Origin of the sequence: Kitasatospora sp. NPDC093806 (assembly GCF_040683335.1) — a bacterium.
GTDB lineage: Bacteria > Actinomycetota > Actinomycetes > Streptomycetales > Streptomycetaceae > Kitasatospora.
In genome coordinates this window covers 1-23004 of sequence record NZ_JBFBDO010000093.1, presented here as the reverse complement: position 1 = coordinate 23004, position 23004 = coordinate 1, and the positions used below count along the sequence as shown (strand labels likewise).

At 74.4% G+C, this 23004-nt stretch carries 17 protein-coding genes, 2 pseudogenes and 1 riboswitch; of the genes and pseudogenes, 14 read left to right on the top strand and 5 right to left on the bottom strand.

Features of this window, described 5'->3' with window-relative positions:
• Positions 1 to 126: 126 nt before the first annotated feature.
• Positions 127 to 777, bottom strand: coding sequence for a DUF4352 domain-containing protein (locus AB0N76_RS30955; RefSeq protein WP_363562758.1), 651 nt, complete (start codon positions 775 to 777; stop codon positions 127 to 129).
• Between the two features lie 217 nt (positions 778 to 994).
• On the opposite strand from AB0N76_RS30955, the gene AB0N76_RS30950 reads away from it, so the two are divergent.
• From AB0N76_RS30950 to AB0N76_RS30930, 5 genes are all read left to right on the top strand, one after another.
• Positions 995 to 3226: an N-6 DNA methylase gene (locus tag AB0N76_RS30950; protein ID WP_363562756.1), complete on the top strand. Its 2232-nt coding sequence runs from the start codon at positions 995 to 997 to the stop codon at positions 3224 to 3226.
• A gap of 169 nt (positions 3227 to 3395) precedes the next feature.
• A complete protein-coding gene (locus tag AB0N76_RS30945; protein WP_363562754.1) occupies positions 3396 to 4235 on the top strand; it encodes a hypothetical protein in 840 nt (279 codons plus the stop codon).
• Complete coding sequence (locus AB0N76_RS30940) at positions 4232 to 5962, top strand: protein kinase (protein ID WP_363562752.1); 1731 nt, start codon at positions 4232 to 4234, stop codon at positions 5960 to 5962. The genes AB0N76_RS30945 and AB0N76_RS30940 overlap by 4 nt, the downstream gene beginning before the upstream one ends.
• A gap of 262 nt (positions 5963 to 6224) precedes the next feature.
• Positions 6225 to 7637 carry a histidine kinase gene (locus AB0N76_RS30935; RefSeq protein ID WP_363562774.1) on the top strand — a complete coding sequence of 471 codons (1413 nt, stop codon included), beginning with the start codon at positions 6225 to 6227 and terminating at the stop codon, positions 7635 to 7637.
• Between the two features lie 7 nt (positions 7638 to 7644).
• The gene (locus AB0N76_RS30930) at positions 7645 to 8370 is read left to right on the top strand and encodes a response regulator transcription factor (RefSeq protein WP_363562750.1); all 726 of its coding nucleotides are present in this window, start codon (positions 7645 to 7647) and stop codon (positions 8368 to 8370) included.
• A gap of 144 nt (positions 8371 to 8514) precedes the next feature.
• Here AB0N76_RS30930 and AB0N76_RS30925 read toward each other — a convergent pair.
• Positions 8515 to 9138: pseudogene (locus AB0N76_RS30925) on the bottom strand (phosphatase PAP2 family protein); the annotation flags it as partial.
• 209 nt (positions 9139 to 9347) lie between these two features.
• Here AB0N76_RS30925 and AB0N76_RS30920 point away from each other — a divergent pair.
• The gene (locus AB0N76_RS30920; RefSeq protein ID WP_363562748.1) at positions 9348 to 9971 is read left to right on the top strand and encodes a hypothetical protein; all 624 of its coding nucleotides are present in this window, start codon (positions 9348 to 9350) and stop codon (positions 9969 to 9971) included.
• 122 nt (positions 9972 to 10093) lie between these two features.
• Positions 10094 to 11116 (top strand): MazG family protein, encoded by a 1023-nt coding sequence (locus AB0N76_RS30915; protein ID WP_363562746.1) that lies wholly within the window; start codon positions 10094 to 10096, stop codon positions 11114 to 11116.
• Positions 11117 to 11168: 52 nt separating this feature from the next.
• On the opposite strand, the gene AB0N76_RS30910 is transcribed toward AB0N76_RS30915, so the two are convergent.
• Positions 11169 to 11594, bottom strand: a complete 426-nt coding sequence (locus AB0N76_RS30910; protein ID WP_363562744.1) for an SDR family NAD(P)-dependent oxidoreductase — start codon at positions 11592 to 11594, stop codon at positions 11169 to 11171.
• A gap of 298 nt (positions 11595 to 11892) precedes the next feature.
• Between AB0N76_RS30910 and AB0N76_RS30905 the strand changes: the two genes are divergently transcribed.
• The 7 genes from AB0N76_RS30905 (at position 11893) to AB0N76_RS30875 (ending at position 20123) form a co-directional block, all read left to right on the top strand.
• A complete protein-coding gene (locus AB0N76_RS30905) occupies positions 11893 to 13194 on the top strand; it encodes a cytochrome P450 (RefSeq protein WP_363562742.1) in 1302 nt (433 codons plus the stop codon).
• Positions 13195 to 13404: 210 nt separating this feature from the next.
• A riboswitch (cyclic di-AMP (ydaO/yuaA leader) is annotated at positions 13405 to 13555 on the top strand.
• A gap of 1 nt (position 13556) precedes the next feature.
• Positions 13557 to 14507: a transglycosylase family protein gene (locus tag AB0N76_RS30900; protein ID WP_363562740.1), complete on the top strand. Its 951-nt coding sequence runs from the start codon at positions 13557 to 13559 to the stop codon at positions 14505 to 14507.
• A 304-nt stretch (positions 14508 to 14811) separates the two neighbouring features.
• Entirely contained in the window at positions 14812 to 16098 is a 1287-nt protein-coding gene (eno, locus tag AB0N76_RS30895; protein WP_363562738.1) for a phosphopyruvate hydratase, read from the top strand.
• 142 nt (positions 16099 to 16240) lie between these two features.
• Positions 16241 to 16723: a septum formation initiator family protein gene (locus tag AB0N76_RS30890; protein ID WP_363562736.1), complete on the top strand. Its 483-nt coding sequence runs from the start codon at positions 16241 to 16243 to the stop codon at positions 16721 to 16723.
• A complete protein-coding gene (locus AB0N76_RS30885) occupies positions 16713 to 17393 on the top strand; it encodes a DUF501 domain-containing protein (RefSeq protein ID WP_363562734.1) in 681 nt (226 codons plus the stop codon). The genes AB0N76_RS30890 and AB0N76_RS30885 overlap by 11 nt, the downstream gene beginning before the upstream one ends.
• A 2-nt stretch (positions 17394 to 17395) precedes the next feature.
• Positions 17396 to 18331, top strand: a complete 936-nt coding sequence (locus AB0N76_RS30880) for a Ppx/GppA phosphatase family protein (RefSeq protein ID WP_363562772.1) — start codon at positions 17396 to 17398, stop codon at positions 18329 to 18331.
• Between the two features lie 418 nt (positions 18332 to 18749).
• Positions 18750 to 20123 carry an NAD(P)/FAD-dependent oxidoreductase gene (locus AB0N76_RS30875; RefSeq protein WP_363562732.1) on the top strand — a complete coding sequence of 458 codons (1374 nt, stop codon included), beginning with the start codon at positions 18750 to 18752 and terminating at the stop codon, positions 20121 to 20123.
• Positions 20124 to 20305: 182 nt separating this feature from the next.
• Here AB0N76_RS30875 and AB0N76_RS30870 read toward each other — a convergent pair whose 3' ends face one another.
• Together AB0N76_RS30870 and AB0N76_RS30865 are read right to left on the bottom strand one after the other, a co-directional pair.
• The gene (locus AB0N76_RS30870) at positions 20306 to 22864 is read right to left on the bottom strand and encodes an FtsX-like permease family protein (protein WP_363562730.1); all 2559 of its coding nucleotides are present in this window, start codon (positions 22862 to 22864) and stop codon (positions 20306 to 20308) included.
• A gap of 53 nt (positions 22865 to 22917) precedes the next feature.
• Positions 22918 to 23004 (bottom strand): annotated as a pseudogene (locus AB0N76_RS30865) (ABC transporter ATP-binding protein); the annotation flags it as partial.

Here is a 23004-nt window from a genome sequence, read left to right as displayed (position 1 = left end):
TAGCGGAGGGGCGGGGAGCCGGGGAGGGGATGGACCTCCCCGGTGTGCGGCGGTCTCGGGCGATGGCGCCCGAGGCCGCCGTTCTCGTTGCGGGGGTCGCGGGGGAGCGGGCTGTGAACAGGGCCGTCAGCCGATCTTCCACTGGCCGACCTGCTGGGCGAAGCCGTTGTCCAGGGCGAACTGGACCTTGTCGAGCTTGGTGCCGTTCGGGACCTCGAAGACGACGAAGCCCTTGCCCGCCTCGCCGGCGGCGATGTTGGTCGGGGTCTGGAAGGACGGGCCGGCCTTGGTCTCGGCGAGCGACGGGCCGTACGACTGGCCCTGGTCGTCGACCACCTTGGCGCTGCTCCAGGGGGCCTCGCCGTAGGCCTTCGAGCCGGTGGCCTTGATCTGGAACTGCACTGCGACGTAGTGCTTGCCGTCCTCCGCCTTCAGGTACTCGTTCGAGCTCGCGGCCGGGTCGACCACCTTGAGGGCGGTGACGTCGGCGGTGTTGCCCTTGTCCAGGGTGCCCTTGAGGGCGATGGTGTCGCCGATCTTGGCGGGGGCCTTGGCGGCCTCGGCCGGCTTGGTCTCGGCGGGCTTGCTCTCGGCCGGCTTGGCGGCGGCGCCGGCGTCGGCCGCCGGGGCCGAGGTGGCGGCGGCGGTCTGCTTGGCCTCGGTGGAGACGGTCGGGCCGCCGGTGGAGCCGCAGGCGGTCGCGGTCAGGGCGACCACGGTGGCTCCGATCAGCAGGGCGGCGGTGCGGCGGTTGGTGCGGCGGGCGGCGGCGGACATGGGGCGCTCCTCGGTTCTGTCGCTGTTCTTGTTTCCCGGTCGGCCGCCTGACGCGGCGTCGACAGGACAGATCACATCATGTGCTGTGAACGATGTCAACGGCTCTTCATGAAACCTCTCTGTTCACGTGTGAACCGTTTGAACGGCCTCGCTGGCTATGCTGTGTGGTCACACCGCCGCTGCCCGCCACCGCCGCCGCCGCCGAAGGAGCGCCCCCATGCCGGACCGTCCCGAGGTGACCGCCGTCGAGATCGCCCGCCTCGCCGGGGTGGGCCGCGCCGCCGTCAGCAACTGGCGCCGCCGCCACCCCGACTTCCCGCGCCCGGTCGGCGGCACCGACAGCAGTCCGACCTTCGCGCTCACCGAGGTGGAGTCCTGGCTCCGGACCCAGGGCAAGATCGCCGAACTGCCGCTGCTGGAACGCGTCTGGCGGCTCGTCGAGACCCTGCGCGACCCCGCCGACCACCCGGCCGCCCCGCTGGTCCAGGCCGGCACCGTCCTGCTGCTGCACCACCGCGACCCGGACCGCTGGGCCGCCCTCGCCGACCAGCCCGAGACCCGGCTCGCCACCGCCCTGCCCCGCGCCCTCGCCGAGACCGCCGCCACCGCCTTCGGCCCCGACGGCGCCGTCGGCCCGCGACCGCCCGGCCTGCTCGGCTCCACCCAGCTCGACCTGGCCCGGCTGCTCGCCGAACTCGTCGCCACCGCGGGCCCCGCCGGTGCCTTCGAACAGCTGCTCACCCGGTACACCGAGGCCAACACCCGCCAGCTCAGCCCCACCCCGCCGGAGGCCGCCGAGCTGCTCGCCGCGGTCGCCGGGGTCCCCGCCACCGTGCTCGACCCCGCCACCGGCCTCGGCGCCCTGCTGCTCGCCCTCCCGGCCACCACCGACCGCTACGGCCAGGACACCGACCCGGTCACCGCCGCGCTCGCCCGGCTCCGGCTGGCCCTGCACGCGCCCGCCGCCGACCCCGGTCCGCTGCCGGTCGACCTCCGCCCCGGCGACGCCCTGCGCGCCGACGCCTACCCCGGTCACACCTTCGACGCGGTGCTCTGCCAGCCCCCCTACAACGAGCGCGACTGGGGCCACGACGAGCTGCAGTTTGACCGGCGCTGGCCCGGCGGCCTGGTCCCGCCGCGCGGCGAGTCCGAACTCGCCTGGGTCCTGCACTGCCTCGCCCACACCCGCCCCGGCGGACTCGCCGCGCTGCTGCTGCCGCCCACCGTCGCCGCCCGCCGGGCCGGCCGCCGGGTCCGCGCCGAACTGCTGCGCACCGGCGCCCTGCGCGCCGTCGTCGCGCTCCCGGCCGGCGCCGCGCCCCCGTACGGCGTGCCGCTGCACCTGTGGGTACTGCGGGCCCCGCTGCCCGGCGACGACTTCCGCCAGGTGCTGCTGGTCGACGCCGCCTCCGCCTCACCCAGCTCGGCGGAGGTGACCGAGGGCGGCCGCGACAAGGTCCGCTGGCCCGAGCTGCACCGCACCGTCCTGGACGCCTGGCGCGCCTTCGACCTCGCCGCCCGCGAAGGCCTCCCGCTGCCCCCGGACCGCCCCGGCCGGCACCGGACCGTCGCGGCGATCGACCTGCTCGACGACGAGACCGACCTCTCGCCCGCCCGCCACGTCCCGCCCGCCGCCCCGCTCGGCGGCGCGGCCGGACTCTCCCACCTCAGCGGCCGGCTGACCGAGCTGCTGGCCGGGCTCGCCGCCCCCGCCACCCTGCTGCCCGAGCCGACCGAGCCGACCGAGCCGACCGAGCCGACCGGTCCGGCCGGCCTGACGGGCGAAGCGGGCACGGCGGGCGCAACGGGCGCAATGGGTGTGACGGGCGCGACGGGCGTCGGTGGCGGCGGCGCGGTCGTCACGCTGGGGGAGCTGGTCCGTTCCGGCTTCCTGGAGGTGTACTCCTCCGGGGCCGGCGCGCCCGCGCGGCCGGCCGACACCGACCCGTCCGGCACGCCCGTCCTCACCGACCAGGACCTCGTCGGCGGCGGCGCCCCCGGCACCGTCCTCGACCGGTCGGGCGCGGGCGCCGACGGCACGCCGCTGACCCGCCCCGGCGATGTCCTCGTCCCCGCCCTCGGCGGCGGCGTGGCCCGGGTGGTCGGTCCCGACGGCCCGCCCGCGGGCGCCGCGCTCGGCCGCCAGCTCCACCTGCTCCGCCCCGACCCGGCGGCCCTCGACCCGGAGTTCCTGGCCGGCCACCTGCGTTCCACGGCGGCCGCCCGCCGGGCCGCCAGCCACGCCTCCACCACCACCCGCCTCGACATCCGCCGGGTCGAACTGCCGCGCCTGCCGATCACCGAGCAGCGCCGCCTGGGCGCGGCGTTCGCCCGCCTCGCCGCCTTCGACGCCGTGCTGCAGCAGGCCGCCTCGCTCGGCCGCACGCTCACCCAGGCCGCCACCGACGCCCTCGCCGCCGGCACCGCCGAACCCCCGTCCGCGTTCTGACTCCCGCACAGGAAGTCGGACCGGCCGACTTCCTGTGCGGGGGCCACCTCGGCGGCGGTCCGCGCACCGGCCCGTCGAAGGCCTCCGACGCGGGCGGTGCGGGCGGTACGGTGTGCGGAGCCGGTCCGTGATCCGGACGGCCGTCGTCCTCACCCGCTCAGGAGCACGCATGTCAGGGCAGTACCCCGGGCAGTTCGGCCCGCCGCCCGGTGGCGCGCCCGCCGACGGCATACCCGGCAGCGCGTCGTACCCCGCCCCGCCGACCGTGGCGTTCCCGCCGCAGTTCCCGGGGCAGCTCCCGGTGCCGGTCCCGGCGCGGCAGCCCGGCCCGTACGGCGTGCTCGGCCGGGTGCTGGTGGTGCTCGCCCCGCTGCTCTCCTTCGGCCTGCTCGGGATGGTCCCGTCCCTGCTGCTGGCGGTCCGCCGCCGCCGGGCGTACGACGTCGTGGGCGCGGTGCTCTACGCGGCGGCCTTCCTCGCCTACGTCATCTGCATGGGGATCGCCGGCAGCTATCCCAAGGGCGACGCCCCGACCGCCGACGCGGTCGGCACCTCGATGATGATCCTGATGTGGTTCACCCCGCCGGTGCACTTCCTGCTGATGGACCGCCAGGTGGTCTGGGCCGCGGGCCGGACGGTGCAGCCGCCCGCCCCCGTCGGCCCGTACGCGCCGCAGCCCGGGTACGGGTACCCGGCGGCCCCGGTAGCCCCCACGCCCGCGCAGCCGTACCCGGCGGCCCAGCCGTACGGCGTCGCGCCCGCGCAGCCGTACACCCCGGCCGCCCCGTACCAGGCGGTCCCGGCTCCGGCTCCGGTAGCCCCGGTCGCCCCGGCGACGCCCCAGCCGTACCCGGCCGCCGTCGCCCACCCGCCCGTGCGGTCCGACGGCTCGCCCGCCGGCGCCGCCGCGAGCACCCCCGCCGCGAGTACCGCCGGTCCCGCCACCTCCGACGAACTGCGCGAACTCGGCGAACTGCTGCGCCGCCAGGCCCGCGAGGACCGGCGATGACCGTCGCCCGGGTGATCGGCGGCCGCTACCGGCTCAGCGAGAAGATCGGCCACGGCGGCATGGGCCAGGTCTGGGCCGGCCACGACGAGCGGCTCGCCCGCCCGGTCGCGGTCAAGCTGCTCCGCACCGACCACCTGCTCGCCGCCACCGGCCTCACCGCCGCCGGGGCCACCGGCGCCACCGGCACCGAGCAGCGCCGGCACGGCGACGACCTGCGCCACCGCTTCCTGCGCGAATGCCGCACCACCGCCGCCCTCGACCACCCCGGCCTGGTCACCGTCTTCGACGCGGGCGAGGACGGCGGCGAGCTCTACCTCGTCATGCAACGCGTCTCCGGCGTCAGCCTGGCCGACCTCATCGCCGAGGACGCGCCGTTCCCGGTCGAACGCGCGGTCGCGGTGGCCGCCCAGCTCTGCGCCGCGCTGGCCGCCGTCCACGCCGTGCCGGTGGTCCACCGGGACCTCAAGCCCAGCAACGTGATGGTCCGTGAGGACGGCCGGACCGTGCTGCTCGACCTCGGCATCGCCACCGCGCTCGACCCCGAGGCCACCCGCCTCACCCTCACCGGCGTCCCGATCGGCAGCCCCTCCTATATGGCGCCGGAACAGGCGCTCTCCGCCACCGTCGACCCGCGCAGCGACCTCTACGCGCTCGGCTGCCTGCTGCACGAGATGCTGGCCGGCGAGGGGCCGTTCCGCGCGCCCACCGCGCTGGGACTGCTGCGCCGGCACGTCGACGACCCGCCGGTGCCGCTGCGCGAGCTGCGGCCCGAGGTGCCGGCGCCGCTGGAACGGCTGGTCCTCGACCTGCTGGCCAAGCGGCCCGAGGAGCGCCCGGCCGACGCGCAGGCGGTGTACGGGCAGCTGCTTCCGCTGCTGCCCGCCGCCGCCCCGGGGCCGCAGCCCAGGTACGGGCCGCTGCCCGACCCGGCCCGGCCGTACCGGCACCCGCTCCAGCCGCAGCCCCGGCCGGCGGGCGCGGAGCCGCCGGCGCCGCCGACGCGGGGCGAGCCGCACCCGTTCCTGATGGCCGCCGTGCCGAACCCGCCGGCTCCGGCGCCTGCCGCTGTCCCTGCCCCCGTCGCACCTGCTGCGGTGCCTGTTCCGGCGCCGACCGTTCCCCCGGCCCCGCCCGCCGCGGCCGGAGGGTGGGAGGAGGACTTCGCGGCGGCCTGCGCCCGGCTCTCCGACCTGGTCGACGCCGGCCGGCGTGCCGAGGTGCTCGACCTCGCCGCGCAACTGCTCGCCCACGGCCGGACCGCGCTCGGCGACGGGGCGGGGCTGGTCCGCACCGTCCGGACCATCTACGCGCGCACCCTGCTCCAGGAGCGGCGCCACGGCGAGGCGCTCCAGGAGTACCGGCTGCTCGCCGCCACCGCCGAGGGCGACCCGCTCGGCCGGCGGGCGCTGGAACCGCGGTACCGGGCCGCCGAATGCCTCGAACAGCTCGGCCGGGGCGCGGAGGCGCTCGCCGAGTACCGGGCGCTGCTCGCGATCTGGCCGGAGGCCGAGGAGGAACGGCTGCTCGACCTGCGCGAGCGGGTCGGCGTGCTGCTCGCCTCGCTCGGTGACACGGAGACGGCGTGGTCCTGGCTGCTCCAGCTGCTGTTCGACCGCGAACGCCGGGAGGGCCCGCACCACCCGGCCGTCCGCCGGCTCCGGCAGACCCTCGACACCCTCCAGCCGCACCGCACCGCCGCCACCCCCTGGCCGCCGCAGCACCCCTGAACCCCTGACGTGACGCCGGCCCTCCGGGGGGGCGGCCCCGGCCGTTCCTTGCTGTCCGGCCCCCGTCCGACTCGGCCTGGTCTGACCCGACCCGGTTGATTATGTAGACCGGTCGAGATATTCCGCGCCGACTATGTAGACCGGTCGGTAGATTTTCTTTATGTAGACCGGTCGACATATTTTTCGCGCGGGCGGCGGCGCAGGCATGACTTTCGACGGATCCGCAGGGCCGGGCGGGCTCCGTAGGCTCGGGCGGGTGCGGATGAGTGCGTGGTGGGTGGACCGGGGGCTGCTGCTGGTGGCGGCCGTGGGGTTCGGGCTGAGTCCGGTGGCCGTCTGGTCGGTGGTGCCGGCGGTCGGGGCGGCGTTCGCGGCGGGCGTTCGGATGGAGCGGGTCCGGCCGGCGGCGGTCGCCCTGTCGATCCTGGTCGCGGTCGGGATGCTGGTGGCGCTGACCGTGCCGACCTGGTCCGTGCGCGGGACGTCGTTCGTGTCGCTGCTGGTCTGCGCCGGGATGGGCTCCTGGATGATGGGCCGGTTCTGGCGGCAGTCGCAGGAACTGGTCCGGGCCGGCTGGGAGCGCGCCGAACGGGCCGAGCGTGAGCAGCGGCTGGTGGCCGAGCAGGCGCGGCTGCGCGAACGGGCCCGGATCGCCCAGGACATGCACGACGCCCTCGGCCACGACCTGAGCCTCATCGCCCTGCGGGCCGGCGCGCTGAAGCTCGCGCCCGACCTGGCCCCGGCGCACCGGGAGTCCGCCCGGGAGATCCGGGCGGGCGCGGCGGCCGCCGTCGAGCGCCTCGGCGAGGTGATCGGCATCCTGCGGGACGACGCGGACGAGCACGCCGCCCGGGGCCCGGCGGACGCGGGCGTCCCGCAACTGGTGGACGAGGCGGCCGCGGCGGGCCTGGACGTCCGGCTGGCCGTCACCGGCGAACCGGGCGGTCTGCCGCGCGCGGCCGAGCACGCCGCCTACCGGGTGGTGCAGGAGGCGCTCACCAACGCGGCCAAGTACGCCCCGGGTTCGCCGGTCACGGTGCGGCTGGCGCACACCCCGGACGGCGCGCGGGTCGAGGTGGTCAACGGCCCGCCCGCCGCGTCACCCGCGGACCCGGACGCCGCTCCCGGCGCGGGCGGGCGCGGCCTGATCGGCCTGGCCGAGCGGGTCCGGCTGGCGGGCGGCACCTTCCGGTACGGGCCGCGCGCCGACGGCGGGGGCTTCGAGGTGTGCGCGTACCTGCCGCGCTCCGGCGCCCCCGCGACCCCGCCGCCGGAGCCGGTCGCGGTGTCGCCCGCCCGGGAACTGCGCCGGGCCCGCCGCCGGGTGGGCCGGATGATGGTGGCGGTCGTGCTGCTCCCGCTGTCCGTCGCGCTGGCGCTGACCGCCGTCCTGCGGGGCTGGACGATCCACGCCGCCGGCCGGTCCGTGCTCGACCCCGCTGACTACGCCTCGCTGCGGGTCGGCCAGGACCGGGCCACGGTGCAGCGGGTCCTGCCGGAACGTCAGTTTCCGTACCATCCGTCCGTGGGCGACCCGCCGCCCCGGGGAGAGGGAGTGACGTGCGAGTACTACGCGATGACGGCCGAGCCGTTCGGCGACGACCGCTCCGGGGACGCGTACCGGCTCTGCTTCCGGGACGGCGTGCTGGTCTCCCTGGACGCCCTGGTCCAGTGAGCGCCCGGTGAGCGCGGCGGAGCCGGGCAGGGTCGGGGCGCCGATCCGGGTGGTGATCGCGGACGACGAGCCGATGGTGCGCGCCGGGGTGCGGGCCGTGCTCACCATCGACCCGGGGATCGAGGTCGTCGCCGAGACCGGGGACGGCCGGGAGGCGGTCGAACTCGTCCGGCGCCACCGCCCGGACGTCGCCGTCCTGGACATCCGGATGCCCGGTACGGACGGCATCGCCGCGGCAGCCGAGATCCGCCGCGGGGCGTCGACCACCCGGACCGGGGCGGCCACCGGGATCGTCATGCTGACCACCTTCGGCGAGGACGACTACATCCTGCGGGCCCTCGGCGGCGGGGCCAACGGCTTCCTGATCAAGTCCGGCGAGCCGGAGGAGCTGATCGCCGGGGTCCGGGCGGTGGCCGACGGCGCCGCCTACCTCTCACCCAAGGTGGCCGCCCGGGTGGTGGCCCACCTCGCCGCCGGCGCGGCCGGGGGACCGGCCGACCGCCGGACCGCTGCCCGGCAGCAGGTGGCCGGGCTGACCACCCGCGAGCGGGACGTGCTGGCGCTGGTCGCGGCCGGGCTGTCCAACGGGCAGATCGCCCGCCGGATCGGCGTGGTGGAGGGAACGGTGAAGGGGCACGTCAGCTCCGTCCTGGCGCGGCTGGGCGTGGCCAACCGGGCGGCCGCCGCCGTCCTCGCCCACGAGGCGGGCCTGACCACGGGTCCACTCGACTGAGGCCGGTACCGCAGCCGCAGCCGCGCTCGGTATCCGCCCCGCGCCCGGAGCCGGGGCCAGCAGCAGCGGACCGAGCAGCCGGACACCGCCCACCGTGCCGACCAGCGCCGTCGCGGACGGCAGCAGGGCGACCACCACCGTCGCCGTGACCGCCCCGCCCAGGGCCGCCCCGGCGAGCACGTCATGCGGGTAGTGCACCCCGGCGGCCACCCGCAGGGCGGCCGTCCCGAGACCGACCGGGACCACCAGCCACGCCCAGCGGGGCCGCACCAGCACCAGACCGGTGGCCAGGGCGACGGCCAGCGTCGCGTGGTTGCTGGGGAACGACCAGTCGCCCGGCGGCGGGCAGTCGGCGAGAGCGCCGGACGGGAGGGCGGCCAGGGCGCGGCAGGGGCGCTCCTCGTCGATCACGACCTTGAGCACCTCGCTGGCCGCGTACGCGAGCACCGTGCCGACGCCGGTGAGCGCGACGCCCGCGACCGCGTCGGCGGCCCGCCGACCGCGCGCCGTCCACCAGCAGAGCGCCAGCAGCAGGCCCAGCACCAGCAGGCCGACCTCGGTGGCCGGTTCCAGCAGCGGGGCCACTTGGTGCGGTGCGTCGGCGACGGCGTCGGCGACCCGGCGGTAGCCGGCCGCGGACCAGCCGGTGACCACCCGGACCGGACCGCCCCCGCCGCCGCGCGTCGGCGCCAGCCACCCGACCACCCCGGTGCCCGCGCCGAGCAGCACCACCGCGCGGACCGTTCTGTTCCTGACCGTGTTCGTCATGCCACGGACGGTAGGACCGGCGGAGGGGTTCGCACCCGACCCGAAAGGCAGGGGTCGACCTGGACGATCGTCAGGGTTGACACCCGCGCGGCTCCATGCGGCTCCATGCGGCTCCGTGCGGGTGACCCGTCCGGGCGCGGTCCACGGGGCTCCGATCCACGCGACCTAGGCTCGGGGAACCCCGCCCCGCAGCCCCCGGAGGCCCCGCCATGCACCGTCGTCGGACCGCCGCCACCGCCGCCGTCGCGGGCGTTCTGCTCGCCGTCCCGGGGCTCGCCGGGTGCGGGAACGACGGGCTGACGGCGGGGACGGCGGCGGTCCTGGACGGGCGGCGGATCCCGGTCGACGCCGTGGCGGACCGGGTGGCCGCGCTGCGGCAGGCGCCGGGCGGGGCGTCGGCGGACGCCTGGCAGGAGGCCTCGCGGGGAGCGGACGGGCCGGTCCGGCGGGCGGTCGCCGACCTGGTGCTCGACGCGGTGGTGGCCCGCGCGGTGGCCGAGCGGGGGCCGGCGGTCGGCCCGGCCGAGGTGGCGGCGGCCCGGGCGGAGGAGGAGCAGCGGTACGGGGGCGCGGAGCGGCTGGCCCGGGCGCTGGCGGCGCGGGGCGTCCCGGGCGGCGCGATCGACGACTACGTGCGCCGCCGGCTGGGCATCCGCCGCCTCGCGGCCGCCGCCGGACTGGATGCGGACAGCCCGGCGGGGGACGCCGCCGTGCGCTTCGCCCTGGCGTCCACCGCCACCACCCTCCACCTGCGCGTCAACCCCCGCTACGGCACCTGGGACCCGGACCACGCGACCCTCACCCCCACCACCCACCCCTGGCTCGCCGGCTGAGGAGGGAGAGGGAAAAAGGGGGAGCGGCACGGGGCGGCGGGCGGCGACAGGCGGCAGGCGGCAGGCGGGCGGCGGCCATAACCCGGGGGCGGGGGAGCGGGGCTGCCGGGTAGGTTCGAGGGGTGACGACGAATCCCCCCGGCGCGAAGCTGATCCTCCTCACCACCACCCACCGGGTGGCCCCCGGCCTGCTGGCCTGGCCCGCCTGGGAGGCGTTGCGGTCGGCCGGCCGGGTGCTGGCCGGCGACGCCGAGCACCCGCAGCTGCCCGCCCTGCGGCAGGCCGGTGTCGAGGTGGAGATCGTGGCCCCCGGTTCCGCACCGGCGCTCGCGCGGCTGCTCACCGGGGCCGGCGGCTCCGGTCCGACGGTCTGGCTGGGCGGCCCGGACGGCGATCCGGGGCTGACCGACGCGCTGGCCCGCCTCGCGGTCGAGCACGCCGGCGAGGTGCCGGAGATCGAGGTGCTGCCCGGCTCCTACGACCTGCCGGGCGCCCGCCTGCTGGACCTGGCCTCCGTGATGGACCGCCTCCGCTCGCCGGGCGGCTGCCCCTGGGACGCCGAGCAGACCCACGCCAGCCTGGTGAAGTACCTGGTCGAGGAGGCGTACGAGCTGGTCGAGGCGATCGAGGAGGGGGACCGCGACACCCTCCGCGAGGAGCTGGGCGACGTCCTGCTCCAGGTGTTCTTCCACTCCCGGATCGCCGAGGAGCACCCCACCGACGCCTTCTCGATCGACGACGTGGCGGGGGACATCGTCGAGAAGCTGATGTACCGGCACCCGCACGTGTTCGGGGACGCCGAGGCGGCGGGCTCCGCCGAGGTGGAGGCGAACTGGGAGGCCTTGAAGGCCGCCGAGAAGTCGGAGCGGGAGTCGGTGCTGGACGGCGTGCCGGCCGGGCTGCCGGCGCTGGCGTACGCGGCGAAGCTGGTGTCGCGGGTGCGCCGGGCCGGGTTCACGGGCGTGCCGGACGAGCCGTTCGAGCTGCCCGCCGAGCTCACGGCGGAGTCGGCGGGCCGGCTGCTGCTGGCGGTGGCGCAGCGGGCGTACGACGTCGAGGTGGACGTCGACGCGGCGCTGCGGGCGACGGCCCGCGGGTACCGGGACGCGGTGCGGGCCGCGGAGGGCCTCAAGCCCGCCGAGTGACGCGCGGCCGGCCGGCCCCGCCGAGCGACGCGCTCCCGAGGGGACGCCGCGGTCAGACCGCCGCGACGTCCTCCACCGGGCGCCGCTGCACGGGGATGACGACCTCGCCGATCGCCTCGCCGACCAGGGCGAGGAGTTCGGCGAGCCGCTCCAGGTCGAGGTGGTCGGGCAGGTCGGCGAGGGAGACGATCCGCTCGCCGTCCGGCCCGGCGACGCAGAACAGGTCGATCGGGCCGAGGTGCTTCTCGGCGGTGTCGACGAGGGCGGCGATGTCGCTGGGCCGGCGGATGTCGCCGCACACGCCGACGACCGGGCAGCCCGGCCGGTCGAGTTCGGTGGCGAGGTCCTCGGCGATCCCGACCTGTTGGTCGGCGATGAGGAGCCCGGCGGCTCCGGCTGCGGCGAACCGACGGGCGAGGTTCGCCCCCGACCCGCCGTCGAGTACCGCGATCACGACGACCGAACCGGTGACCCGCATGGTCTTGCTCCTCCCTGTGGGCGGCTCCGCACCGGCGCCCACGGACATCTTGCGGAGGATCGTAGGCAGGTCCTGACCCTCCGCAACAGGGATTACCCCTCAGGTGACCAGGCTCACGCCTCTTGTCGCGGAGCGGAATCCGGGCGGGCGCCGGCCGAGCCCGCAGGGGCCCACCAGCGCGGATCCCGGGGCCGCCTCGGCGCGGATCCCGGGGCCGCACCGGCGCCGGTCCCGGGCCCGGACCGGCCGGCCTCGCGGAGCGCCCTCGTCCGCGCCCGCCCCGGGATACCGTCGACCCATGTCAGATCTGCCCGACGCCACCCGCCCACCCCTGTTCACCTGGGAGTTCGCCGCCGACCCGTACCCCGCGTACGCGTGGCTGCGGGAGCACCAGCCGGTGCACCGGACCACCCTGCCGAGCGGGGTGGAGGCGTGGCTGGTCACCCGGTACGCGGACGCCCGGCAGGCGCTCGCGGACAGCCGGCTGTCGAAGAACCCGGTGCACCACAGCGAGGCCGCGCACCGCAACGGCCGGGTCGGCATCCCGGGCGAGCGCCAGGCCAACCTGATGACCCACCTGCTCAACATCGACCCGCCGGACCACACCCGGCTGCGCCGGCTGGTGTCCAAGGCGTTCACGCCGCGCCGGGTGGCGGAGTTCGAGCCGCGGGTGCAGCAGCTGACCGACCGGCTGATCGACGGCTTCGCGGCGCGCGGTTCGGCCGACCTCATCCACGAGTTCGCCTTCCCGCTCCCCATCTACGCGATCTGCGACCTGCTCGGGGTGCCGGCCGAGGACCAGGACGACTTCCGGGACTGGGCCGGGATGATGCTGCGGCACACCAAGCCGGGCCAGGGCGGCGGCCAACGGGGCGGAGTGGGGCGGGCGGTGAAGCTGATCCGGGGGTACCTGGCGGAGCTGATCCACCGCAAGCGGGCGGACCTCGGGGACGACCTGATCTCGGGGCTGATCCGGGCCAGCGACCACGGCGAGCACCTCACCGAGAACGAGGCCGCGGCGATGGCCTTCATCCTGCTCTTCGCGGGCTTCGAGACGACCGTGAACCTGATCGGCAACGGCGTGTACGCGCTGCTGCGCAACCCGGACCAGCGGGTCCTGCTGCAGGAGTCGATCGGGCGCGGCGAGCGCGGCCTGCTGGAGACCGGGATCGAGGAACTCCTGCGCTACGACGGGCCGGTGGAGCTGGCGACCTGGCGGTTCGCGACCCGTCCGCTGACCATCGGCGGGGTGGAGATCCCGGTCGGCGACCCGGTGCTGGTGGTGCTCGCGGCCGCCGACCGGGACCCGGAGCGGTTCGCCGACGAGAACACCCTCGACCTGGCCCGGGCGGACAACCCGCACCTGGGCTTCGGGCACGGCATCCACTACTGCATCGGCGCCCCGCTGGCCCGGGTGGAGGGGCAGGTGGCGCTGGCCACCCTGCTGTCCCGGCTGCCGGACCTGGAACTCGCCGCGAGCCCGGAGGACCTGCGCTGGCGCGGCGGCCTGATCATGCGTGGACTTCGTGAACTTCCGGTGGAATTCACCCCGGAGGCGCCGGGAAATGCAGGGGGGTCCTCCGACGCCGCGACACGCTGACGCAGCGTCTCCAACTCGGCTTTCCCCGGGGGGTGAACCACCATCAAACCGGACATAGCGCTTCCGTTGGTAGGCAATCGATCACCTGGCGTGATTTCCATGTGATATCGACGATATGAGCTTGTGATTGGTCCACAGATCTGTCTACCCTCCCTGGAGTTCGCAGCTGCGAGCCCCGTGCACGGAACGCCGAGTCCTGCCCGCCGTGCCACGGGAAACCGACCAGACCCTGGGCAGGGGCGGGGGAACCAGGTCTTTGCGCCGTCTCCCACGGCTTGGGGTGAAGCCGCCTCCGTGCGGCCGGGCCACCTCCCGGTCCGAACCCGACAGCTCACCTCGCAGGCGTGCGGAGAGGGACCTTCATGCTGTTCGTTGGTAACGGTCGTCACCGTCGTCGCACCCAGACCGAGAAGGCCATCGCCGTCGCCGGAGTGGCCGGCGTCGGCCTGGCGATGCCGATCCTGACCGCCACCGGCGCCTCGGCCGCCCCGGTCTCCACCTGGGACGCGGTCGCCCAGTGCGAGGCCGGCGGCAACTGGAGCATCAACACCGGCAACGGCTTCTACGGCGGCCTGCAGTTCACCTCCAGCACCTGGAAGGCGTTCGGCGGCACCGCGTACGCCCCGCAGGCCAACCAGGCCTCCAAGGCGCAGCAGATCTCGGTGGCGGAGAAGGTCCTCGCCTCGCAGGGTCCGGGCGCCTGGCCGGTCTGCTCCAAGAAGGCCGGCCTGAGCAAGGGCGGCGCCCCGGCGGCGGTCGACACCTCGACGGACGCCAAGCCGGCCGCCCAGCAGCCCACCGCGCCGCAGCCGGTCGCGCCGAAGCCCGCGGAGCCGAAGCCCGCCCCGAAGCCGGTGGAGTCGAAGCCCGCCCCCAAGCCGCAGGTCCAGCAGTACGCGCCGCAGCGCGCCCAGCAGGCCCAGCCGCAGGTCCAGCAGCAGGCCCCGCAGGCCCAGGCCCAGCAGCAGGCCCCGTCGTTCTCCGGCAAGACCGGCTGGGACGACGCCGCCAAGGTGTTCTGGTACCAGAACAACGGCGCCTGGTACTGGACCAGCCACCAGAGCGTCTACCAGCAGTACGCCGGCCAGGCCGCGGCCCCGTCCGCCCCGGCCGCGCACAGCGCCCCCGCCGCGCAGCAGCAGCAGCGGGCCGGCCAGGGCGGCTACACCGTCCAGGCCGGTGACACGCTCGGCGGCATCGCCACCGCTCAGGGCGTCGACGGCGGCTGGCAGGCGCTGTACGACGGCAACCGCGGCACCGTCGGCGGCGACCCGAACCTGATCATCCCGGGCCAGGTCCTCACCCTGGGCTGAGCCCGTACCGGTCCGGACCGCACCGGACCGCATCGGACCGGACCGGACCGGAGCTGAACACTCCGGAGGGGACGGGTAATTGCCGAAGGGGGCCGGAAACGGCCCCCTTCGTCCGGATCCGGGCTCCGGAGGGCGGGCAACCAGGTGAACTACCGGTGGGTAGCCCGCCACACGCTGAGACGGGACCGAGGCCGAGGTGGCCCGGAGAGCCCGTGCGGTTAGGCTCTGGTCGTAACGACTCCGCAATCGTCCGGCCGACTGCACCCCACCGTCAGCCGAACCTGCTTCCGCTAGGAGATGCCTCGTGCCGTCCATCGATGTCGTCGTAGCCCGTGAGATTCTCGACTCGCGTGGCAACCCCACGGTCGAGGTCGAGGTCGGCCTCGACGACGGCAGCACCGGCCGTGCCGCTGTCCCGTCGGGTGCCTCCACCGGTGCCTTCGAGGCGCTGGAGCTCCGCGACGGTGACAAGAACCGCTACTTCGGCAAGGGCGTCGAGAAGGCCGTCCTGGCCGTCATCGAGCAGATCGGCCCGGAGCTGGTCGGCTACGACGCCACCGAGCAGCGCCTGATCGACCAGGCCATGCTCGACCTGGACGCCACCCCGGACAAGTCCTCGCTCGGCGCCAACGCCATCCTGGGCGTCTCGCTGGCCGTCGCGCACGCCGCCTCCGAGGCCAGCGACCTGCCGCTGTTCCGCTACCTGGGCGGCCCGAACGCGCACGTCCTGCCGGTCCCGATGATGAACATCCTCAACGGTGGCTCGCACGCGGACTCCAACGTCGACATCCAGGAGTTCATGATCGCCCCGATCGGCGCGGAGTCCTTCTCCGAGGCCGTCCGCTGGGGCGTCGAGGTCTACCACACGCTCAAGGGCGTGCTGAAGGAGCGCGGCCTCTCCACCGGCCTGGGCGACGAGGGCGGCTTCGCCCCGAACCTGGACTCCAACCGCGAGGCCCTGGACCTGATCGTCGAGGCCATCCAGAAGGCCGGCTACGTGCCGGGCAAGGACATCGCGCTGGCCCTGGACGTCGCCGCCTCCGAGTTCTTCGAGGACGGCGCCTACCAGTTCGAGGGCAAGGGCCTCACCTCCGCCGAGCTCATCGAGTACTACGCCGGCCTGGTCGCCGCCTACCCGCTGGTCTCCATCGAGGACCCGCTGGACGAGTCGGACTGGGACGGCTGGAAGGCCATGACCGACAAGCTGGGCGACAAGGTCCAGCTGGTCGGCGACGACCTGTTCGTCACCAACCCGGCCCGCCTGGCCCGCGGCATCGAGACCGGCACCGCCAACGCGCTGCTGGTGAAGGTGAACCAGATCGGCTCGCTGACCGAGACCCTGGACGCCGTCGAGCTGGCCCAGCGCAACGGCTACCGCTGCATGATGTCGCACCGTTCCGGCGAGACCGAGGACGTCACCATCGCCGACCTGGCCGTCGCCACCAACTGCGGCCAGATCAAGACCGGTGCCCCGGCCCGCTCCGAGCGCGTCGCCAAGTACAACCAGCTGCTGCGCATCGAGGAGATCCTCGACGACGCCGCCGAGTACGCCGGCCGCAGCGCCTTCCCGCGGTTCAAGTACGAGGGCTGAGCCCGCCCGGCGGCCGCCCGGCCGGAACGCCGGGTAGCGCACGCCTGACCGGTGCCCCGCCGTTCACCCCGTAGGGTGGACGGCGGGGCACCGTCGCGACCAGGAGGGGACACCGGAGATGGCTGGCTGGAGGATCCCGGGCTTGGCGGCCCGGCCTCGGTTCACGAGCCGGGCGACCGTCCTCGTCCTGGTGCTCTGCTCGCTGGTGGCGATCCTGGCCTACCCGACGCGGCAGTACATCTCCCAGCGCTCCGAGATCTCGGCGCAGCGCGCCCGGGCCGAGCACGCCCGGCAGCAGGTCGAGCAGCTGCGCCGGGAGAAGGCCCGCTGGCAGGACCCGGAGTACGTCAAGGCGCAGGCCCGCGCCCGGCTGCACTACGCGATGCCGGGGGAGACCCCGTACATCGCGGTGGACCCGGCGGCCCGGGACGCGGCGAAGTCCTCGCTCGGCGCGCCGCCGCCCGCGGCGGGCCCGGCGCCCGACGGCCCGGTCAAGGCCGCCCGGCCCTGGTACGCCGGCGTCTGGGACTCCGTGGACGCCGCCGCCGCGCCCGGGTCCGCCCCTTCCGCACCACCCACCCCCGCCCCCGTCCCCGCTGGAGACAGCTCCTCCCATGACCACTGAGAACCACCCCACCGTCTCCGACGAGGACGTCGCGGCGATCGCCGCGCAGCTCGGCCGGGTCCCGCGCGGCCTGCGCGGCGTGGCCCACCGCTGCCCCTGCGGCAACCCGGACGTCGTGGAGACGGCGCCCCGGCTGCCGGACGGCACGCCGTTCCCGACCCTCTACTACCTGACCTGCCCCAAGGCCGCCTCGCTGATCGGCACCCTGGAGGCGGACGGCGTGATGAAGGAGCAGAGCGCCCGGCTCGCCGAGGACCCGGAGCTGGCCGCCGCCTACCAGAAGGCGCACGAGGACTACATCGCCCGCCGGGACGCCATCGAGGTGCTGGAGGGCTTCCCGAGCGCCGGCGGCATGCCGGACCGGGTCAAGTGCCTGCACGTGCTGGTCGGCCACTCGCTGGCGGCCGGCGAGGGCGTCAACCCGCTCGGCGACGAGGCGATCGGAATGCTGGAGGAGTGGTGGGCCAAGGGGCCGTGCGTCTCCGCCGAGGAGGTCGCGGCCGCCGGTGACCGGGTGTCCCGCAACCGGGCCAAGGACCAGGACCACGCGGCCGTGATCGCGGCCAAGGAGCAGAAGACCGCCGACCGCGCCGCCAAGCGGGCCGCGCAGGAGTCCGAACAGGACGAGCAGCCCGAGCAGCGCGAGCAGGACGGGGAGGCCGGAGCGTGAGTGTGACCCGGGTGGCCGCGATCGACTGCGGGACCAACTCGATCCGGCTGCTGGTCGCCGACCTCGACCCGGAGACCGGGGCGATCACCGACCTCGACCGGCGGATGATCATCAACCGGCTGGGTCAGGGCGTCGACCGGACCGGCCGGCTGCACCCGGACGCGCTGGCCCGTACCTTCGCGGCCTGCCGCGAGTACGCCGAGGTCATCGCCGGCTTCGGGGTCGGCCCGGAGCGGATCCGCTTCGTCGCCACCAGCGCCTCCCGGGACGCCGAGAACAGCGCCGAGTACGTCGACGGCGTGCGCGCGGCCCTGGGCGTCGAGCCGGAGGTGGTCAGCGGCGAGGAGGAGGCGCACCTCTCCTTCGTCGGCGCCACCAAGGAGTTGACCGGCGGCGAGTTCCCGGCGCCGTACCTGGTGTTCGACCTGGGCGGCGGCTCGACCGAGTTCGTGCTCGGGGCCGAGGACGTCCGGGCCGCCCGCTCGGTGGACATCGGCTGCGTCCGGCTGACCGAGCGGCACTTCGGCGGCGCCGAGCTGCCCTCGGACGAGCAGATCGCCGAGGCGCGGGCGCACGTGCGGGCCGAGCTGGACCGGGCCGAGGAGGCCGTCCCGCTGACCGGCGCGGCCACCCTGGTCGGCCTGGCCGGGACGGTCACCACCCTGTCGGCGATCGCCCAGGACCTGCCCCGCTACGACTCGGAGGCGATCCACCACTCGCGGATCGGCCGCGAGCAGGTGGCCGGGATCGCCGAGCGGCTGCTGCGCGCGACCCACGCGGAGCGGGCGGCGATCCCGTCGATGCACCCGGGCCGGGTGGACGTGATCGCGGCCGGCGCGCTGGAGCTGCTGGAGATCATGGAGCGGACGGGCGCCGCCGAGGTGGTCGTCAGCGAGCACGACATCCTGGACGGCATCGCCTGGAGCATCGCGTCCTGAAGCACTCTTCCCCGGCCCCGGAACCCCGTCACGGGGTCCGGGGCCGGGGCGCGCCCGGGGCCCCGCGGAAAACTTCGTGAATTTCTTCACATGGCGATCCGTCCTTTCGTACGGTTCGCGGGTCCGGTCCGTCCGATATGTGGGACCGAAGGCTCGCACGGCGTGACGGCCGTGGGATCGCAGGTTCCGACCCGTCAGAGGTTTGAAAATCGAAATCCCGTGTGGGAACCCGGGCCCGTCATGGATCGTTGCTGCTCAGCGGGGCCGTCCGAACGGGCGTGCTCACCGGGGGGCCGGAACGGCCGTGAGGGACCGGCCAAGGGGGCGATCAGGGGGCGCGAAGTGTAGCAGAGGGTGTCCAGAAGCTTGTGAGCGGGCTCACGAAGGCTGCTCCGAGCGGTGCTGGATACTTTCGGATATGAGCACCACGGAGCGTCCTCGCATCCTCATTGTCGGCGGTGGTTACGTCGGCCTGTATGCCGCGATGCGCATCCTCAAGAAGATGCGTTACGGCGAAGCGACCGTCACGGTCGTCGACCCGCGGTCGTACATGACGTACCTGCCCTTCCTCCCCGAGGCGGCCGGCGGCAACGTCGCGCCCCGCAACCTCGTCGCGCCCCTGCGCACCGCCCTGAAGAAGGCGGAGGTGCTCACCGGTGCGGTCACCGGTGTGGACCACGAGCGCAAGGTCGCCACCATCCAGCCCGCGGCGGGCGACTCGTACGAGCTGCCCTTCGACTACCTGGTCGTCGCGACCGGGTCGGTCTCCCGCACCTTCCCGATCCCCGGTCTGGCCGAGCACGGCATCGGCATGAAGACCGTCGAGGAGGCCATCAGCCTCCGCAACCACGTCATGGCGCAGCTGGACAAGGCCGAGTCCACCACCGACGAGGCGATCCGCCGCAAGGCGCTGACCTTCGTCATCATCGGCGGCGGCTTCGCCGGCGTCGAGACGATCGCCGAGATCGAGGACATGGCGCGCGACGCCGCCAAGATCTACAAGACCGTCAGCCGCGAGGACATGCGCTTCGTGGTGGTCGAGGCGGCCAACCGCATCCTCCCCGAGATGGGCCCGGACCTCGGTCTGTGGACCAAGGAGAAGCTCGAGGAGCGCAACATCGAGGTCTACATCGAGACCTCGATGGACTCCTGCGTCGACGGCCACGTCATGCTGAAGAACGGCATGGAGATGGACGCCTCCACCATCGTGTGGACGGCCGGCGTCAAGCCGAACCCGGTGCTGTCGCAGTTCGGCCTGCCGCTGGGCCCGCGTGGCCACGTGGACACCGCGCCGACCCTGCAGGTCCAGGGCTTCGACTACGTCTGGGCCGCCGGCGACAACGCCCAGGTGCCGGACCTCGCCGCCGGCGAGGGTGCCTGGTGCCCGCCGAACGCGCAGCACGCCGTCCGCCAGGCCGTCGTCCTCGGTGACAACGTCATCTCCGGCATGCGCGGCTTCCCGCAGCAGGAGTACAAGCACAAGAACCTGGGTGCGGTGGCCGGCCTCGGCCTGCACAAGGGTGTGGCGATCCTCTTCGGCAAGTACAAGCTGAAGGGTCGCCCCGCCTGGTGGTTCCACCGCCTGTACCACGGCGCGATGGTCCCCACCGTGAACCGCAAGGTCCGCGTCTTCACCGACTGGACCCTCGCCATGTTCCTGAAGCGCGAGATGGTCGGCCTCTCCCAGATGGAGAACCCGTACCAGCCGATCCAGGAGGTCACGGCCCCCACCAAGCCCGCCGTCGAGGCCGCCAAGCCGGCCGCCGACAAGGAGCTCGCCACCAGCAAGTAGACGACTGCGGACCCCGGTGTGGGAGCACCGGGGTATGAGTCGGAGGCCCTCCGCCCGGCAGCGTTGCCGGACCACGACCTCCGTGGTGCTCAGCCGGCTGTGCGAGTCGGGCGGAGTACAGAAGTACGAAGAAGGCCCCTGCCGAACCCTCCGGCAGGGGCCTTCCGGTCGTTCCGGTCGGGTCAGTCGGTCTTGATGCTCTCCAGGATGTCCAGCTTGGACGCCCGGCGGGCCGGCCAGAAGGCGGCCACCAGGCCGACCAGCCCGGCCAGGGTCAGGAAGAGCAGCAGCTGGCCGTAGGGGAACACGGTGGCCAGGCCCGGCAGGCCGGCCTTCAGGGTGCCGTTGATCGCCCAGGCCATGAAGGAGCCGAGCAGGATCCCGATGCCGGCGCCGAAGACCGAGATCACCACGGACTCCAGGCGGACCATCCGCTTGATGCCGGAGCGGTCCAGGCCGATCGCCCGCAGCATGCCGATCTCGCGCTTGCGCTCGAACACCGACATCGCCAGGGTGTTGATCACCCCGAGGATCGCGACCACCACGGACATCGCCAGCAGGCCGTACATCATGTTCAGCGCGAAGGTGATGATCTGGCTGAAGTCGTTCCGGACGTCCTGCTTGGACTTGACCTCGATCACCGGGTTGGCGCCGGTGGCGTCCTTCAGGGCCTTCTTGAGCGCGTCGGTCTCCCCGTTGGCGCCCTTGACCAGGACGTTGTGCAGGTACGGCTCCGGGTCGTGCTTGAGGATCTCGCTGTTGGCCAGCAGCGCCGCGCGGACCATGCCGCCCTGCTCGTAGACGCCGCCGACGGTCAGCGTGCCCTTGGTGTCGTCCGGGAAGGTGACGTTCACGGTCGAGCCGGTGGTGGCGCCCAGCTTCTTCGCGAGCTCCTCGTCGATCAGCAGCTGCCCCTGGCCGACGGCGGCCGCCGAGCCGCTCTTCATCTTCATCGAGACCAGCTTGTCGAGGCTGTCCGCGTTCAGGCCGGTGATCTCCTTCTTGGTCCCGTTGAGGTCCCAGTAGACGCCGGTCAGCGGCGAGGAGGCGGTGACCCCGGAGGCCTTGGCGATCTCGGCCGGGACCTTCTCGGACAGGCTCATCCCGTTGGCCGCGGAGACCAGGTAGTCGGCCTTCATCGAGCTGGTGACGGCCCGGTCGATGGTGTCGGCGACCGAGGCGCCGATCACCGTCAGGCCGCTGACCAGGGTCAGGCCGATGGTGAGCGCGGCCGCGGTGGCGGCGGTGCGGCGCGGGTTGCGGACCGCGTTCTGCCGGGCCAGCTTGCCCGGCATGCCGAACAGCCTGCCGAGCACCGGGCCGACCAGCGCGATCACCGGGCGGGAGAGCAGCGGCAGCAGGATGAAGACGCCCAGGATGGCGAGCAGCGCGCCGGCCCCGACCGGCAGTCGGCCGGAGGCGTCGCCCTTCGAGGCGCCGAAGGCGACCAGGGCGATGCCGGCGGCGGCCATGACCGAGCCGATCGAGTTCCGGACCACCAGGGACTTCTGGGTGGCGGGCTGGTCGCCGCTGCTCATCGCGGCCACCGGGGCGATCCGCGAGGCGCGCAGGGCGGGCAGCAGCGCGGAGAGCACCGTCACCAGGACGCCGACCACCAGGGTGACCGCCACGGTCAGCGGCTTGATCACCAGCGGGCCGGTCGGCATGCCGTCGTCCAGCGAGGTGACCAGGGACTGCAGTCCGGCGCCGATGCCGATACCGGCGATCAGGCCGGCGACCGCGGAGACGGCGCCGATCGCCAGCGCCTCGACCAGCACCGACCGGGTCACCTGCCGGCGGCTGGCGCCGACGGCGCGCAGCAGGGCGAGCTCCTTGGTGCGCTGGGCGACCAGCATGGTGAAGGTGTTGGCGATGATGAAGATGCCGACGAAGAGCGAGATCGCGGCGAACGCGAGCAGCATGGTGCGCATGCCGTCGCTGCTCCGGGTGATCATCCGGTCTTCCTCCGCCTTCAGATCGGCGCCCGTGCGGGCCTCGATCTGCTGCTGCGGGCGGAGCTTCTGGTTCACCTCGGTGAGCAGGGCGTTCTCGCTGGTGCCGGGCTTGGCGGCGAGCACGATGCTGCTGTAGCGGCCGGGCTCCAGCAGCAGCTGCTGGGCGGTCGCGCGGTCGAACAGGGTGAGCGTGCCGCCGCTGTTCACCACCGGGTCGTCGGTGGTGAAGACGCCGGTGAGCTTCGCCTCGACGACCGGGCCGTTGGAGCCGACCCGGACGGTGTCGCCGACCTTGTAGCCGGCCTTGTCGGCGGTCTTCTTGTCGAGGGCGATCTCCTTGGCCGTCTTCGGGCCCTGGCCCTCGGCCATCGGGTAGCGGGCGTCCTTGCCGTCCGGGCCGGGCGCGAAGTTGGCGCCCTTGGCGCCCCAGGCCTGGCCGATCAGGGTGCCGCTCTTGTCGGCGACCCCGGTGAAGCCGCTGACCACGCCGCGGGCGCCGGCGGCGCCGGGCAGCGCGGCGAGCTGCTGCACGGTGGCGTCGGTCAGGGTGACCGCGCTCTTCTCGCTCTTGTCCCGGGCGGTGGCGGTGGCGCCGGCGGCGTTGTCGACGATCTGGACCGACACGTCCGAGTAGCCCTTGGAGTTGCTGTCCCGCATGGCCTTGCCGAAGGTGTCGGAGAAGACCATGGTGCCGGCCACGAAGGCGGTGCCCAGCATGACGGCGAGCGCCGTCATCAGCAGTCGGCCCTTGTGGGCCAGCACGTTGCGCAGTGCGGTGCGATACATGGGGTGTCCTGGGGTCCTGGAGTCTGCGAAGGGACGGGCGCCGGAGGCGGGTGTCAGCTGGTGCGGCCCTTGGCGTCGAAGCGGCGCATGCGGTCCAGGACGGTGTCGGCGGTGGGGTGGACGAGTTCGTCGACGATGCG

Bases quoted from the DNA above. Each gene is read 5' to 3' on its own strand.
- AB0N76_RS30955 (WP_363562758.1), bottom strand. From the start codon at position 777: ATGTCCGCCGCCGCCCGCCGCACCAACCGCCGCACCGCCGCCCTGCTG.
- AB0N76_RS30950 (WP_363562756.1), top strand. From the start codon at position 995: ATGCCGGACCGTCCCGAGGTGACCGCCGTCGAGATCGCCCGCCTCGCC.
- AB0N76_RS30945 (WP_363562754.1), top strand. From the start codon at position 3,396: ATGTCAGGGCAGTACCCCGGGCAGTTCGGCCCGCCGCCCGGTGGCGCG.
- AB0N76_RS30940 (WP_363562752.1), top strand. From the start codon at position 4,232: ATGACCGTCGCCCGGGTGATCGGCGGCCGCTACCGGCTCAGCGAGAAG.
- AB0N76_RS30935 (WP_363562774.1), top strand. From the start codon at position 6,225: ATGAGTGCGTGGTGGGTGGACCGGGGGCTGCTGCTGGTGGCGGCCGTG.
- AB0N76_RS30920 (WP_363562748.1), top strand. From the start codon at position 9,348: ATGCACCGTCGTCGGACCGCCGCCACCGCCGCCGTCGCGGGCGTTCTG.
- AB0N76_RS30910 (WP_363562744.1), bottom strand. From the start codon at position 11,594: ATGCGGGTCACCGGTTCGGTCGTCGTGATCGCGGTACTCGACGGCGGG.
- AB0N76_RS30905 (WP_363562742.1), top strand. From the start codon at position 11,893: ATGTCAGATCTGCCCGACGCCACCCGCCCACCCCTGTTCACCTGGGAG.
- AB0N76_RS30900 (WP_363562740.1), top strand. From the start codon at position 13,557: ATGCTGTTCGTTGGTAACGGTCGTCACCGTCGTCGCACCCAGACCGAG.
- AB0N76_RS30885 (WP_363562734.1), top strand. From the start codon at position 16,713: ATGACCACTGAGAACCACCCCACCGTCTCCGACGAGGACGTCGCGGCG.
- AB0N76_RS30875 (WP_363562732.1), top strand. From the start codon at position 18,750: ATGAGCACCACGGAGCGTCCTCGCATCCTCATTGTCGGCGGTGGTTAC.
- AB0N76_RS30870 (WP_363562730.1), bottom strand. From the start codon at position 22,864: ATGTATCGCACCGCACTGCGCAACGTGCTGGCCCACAAGGGCCGACTG.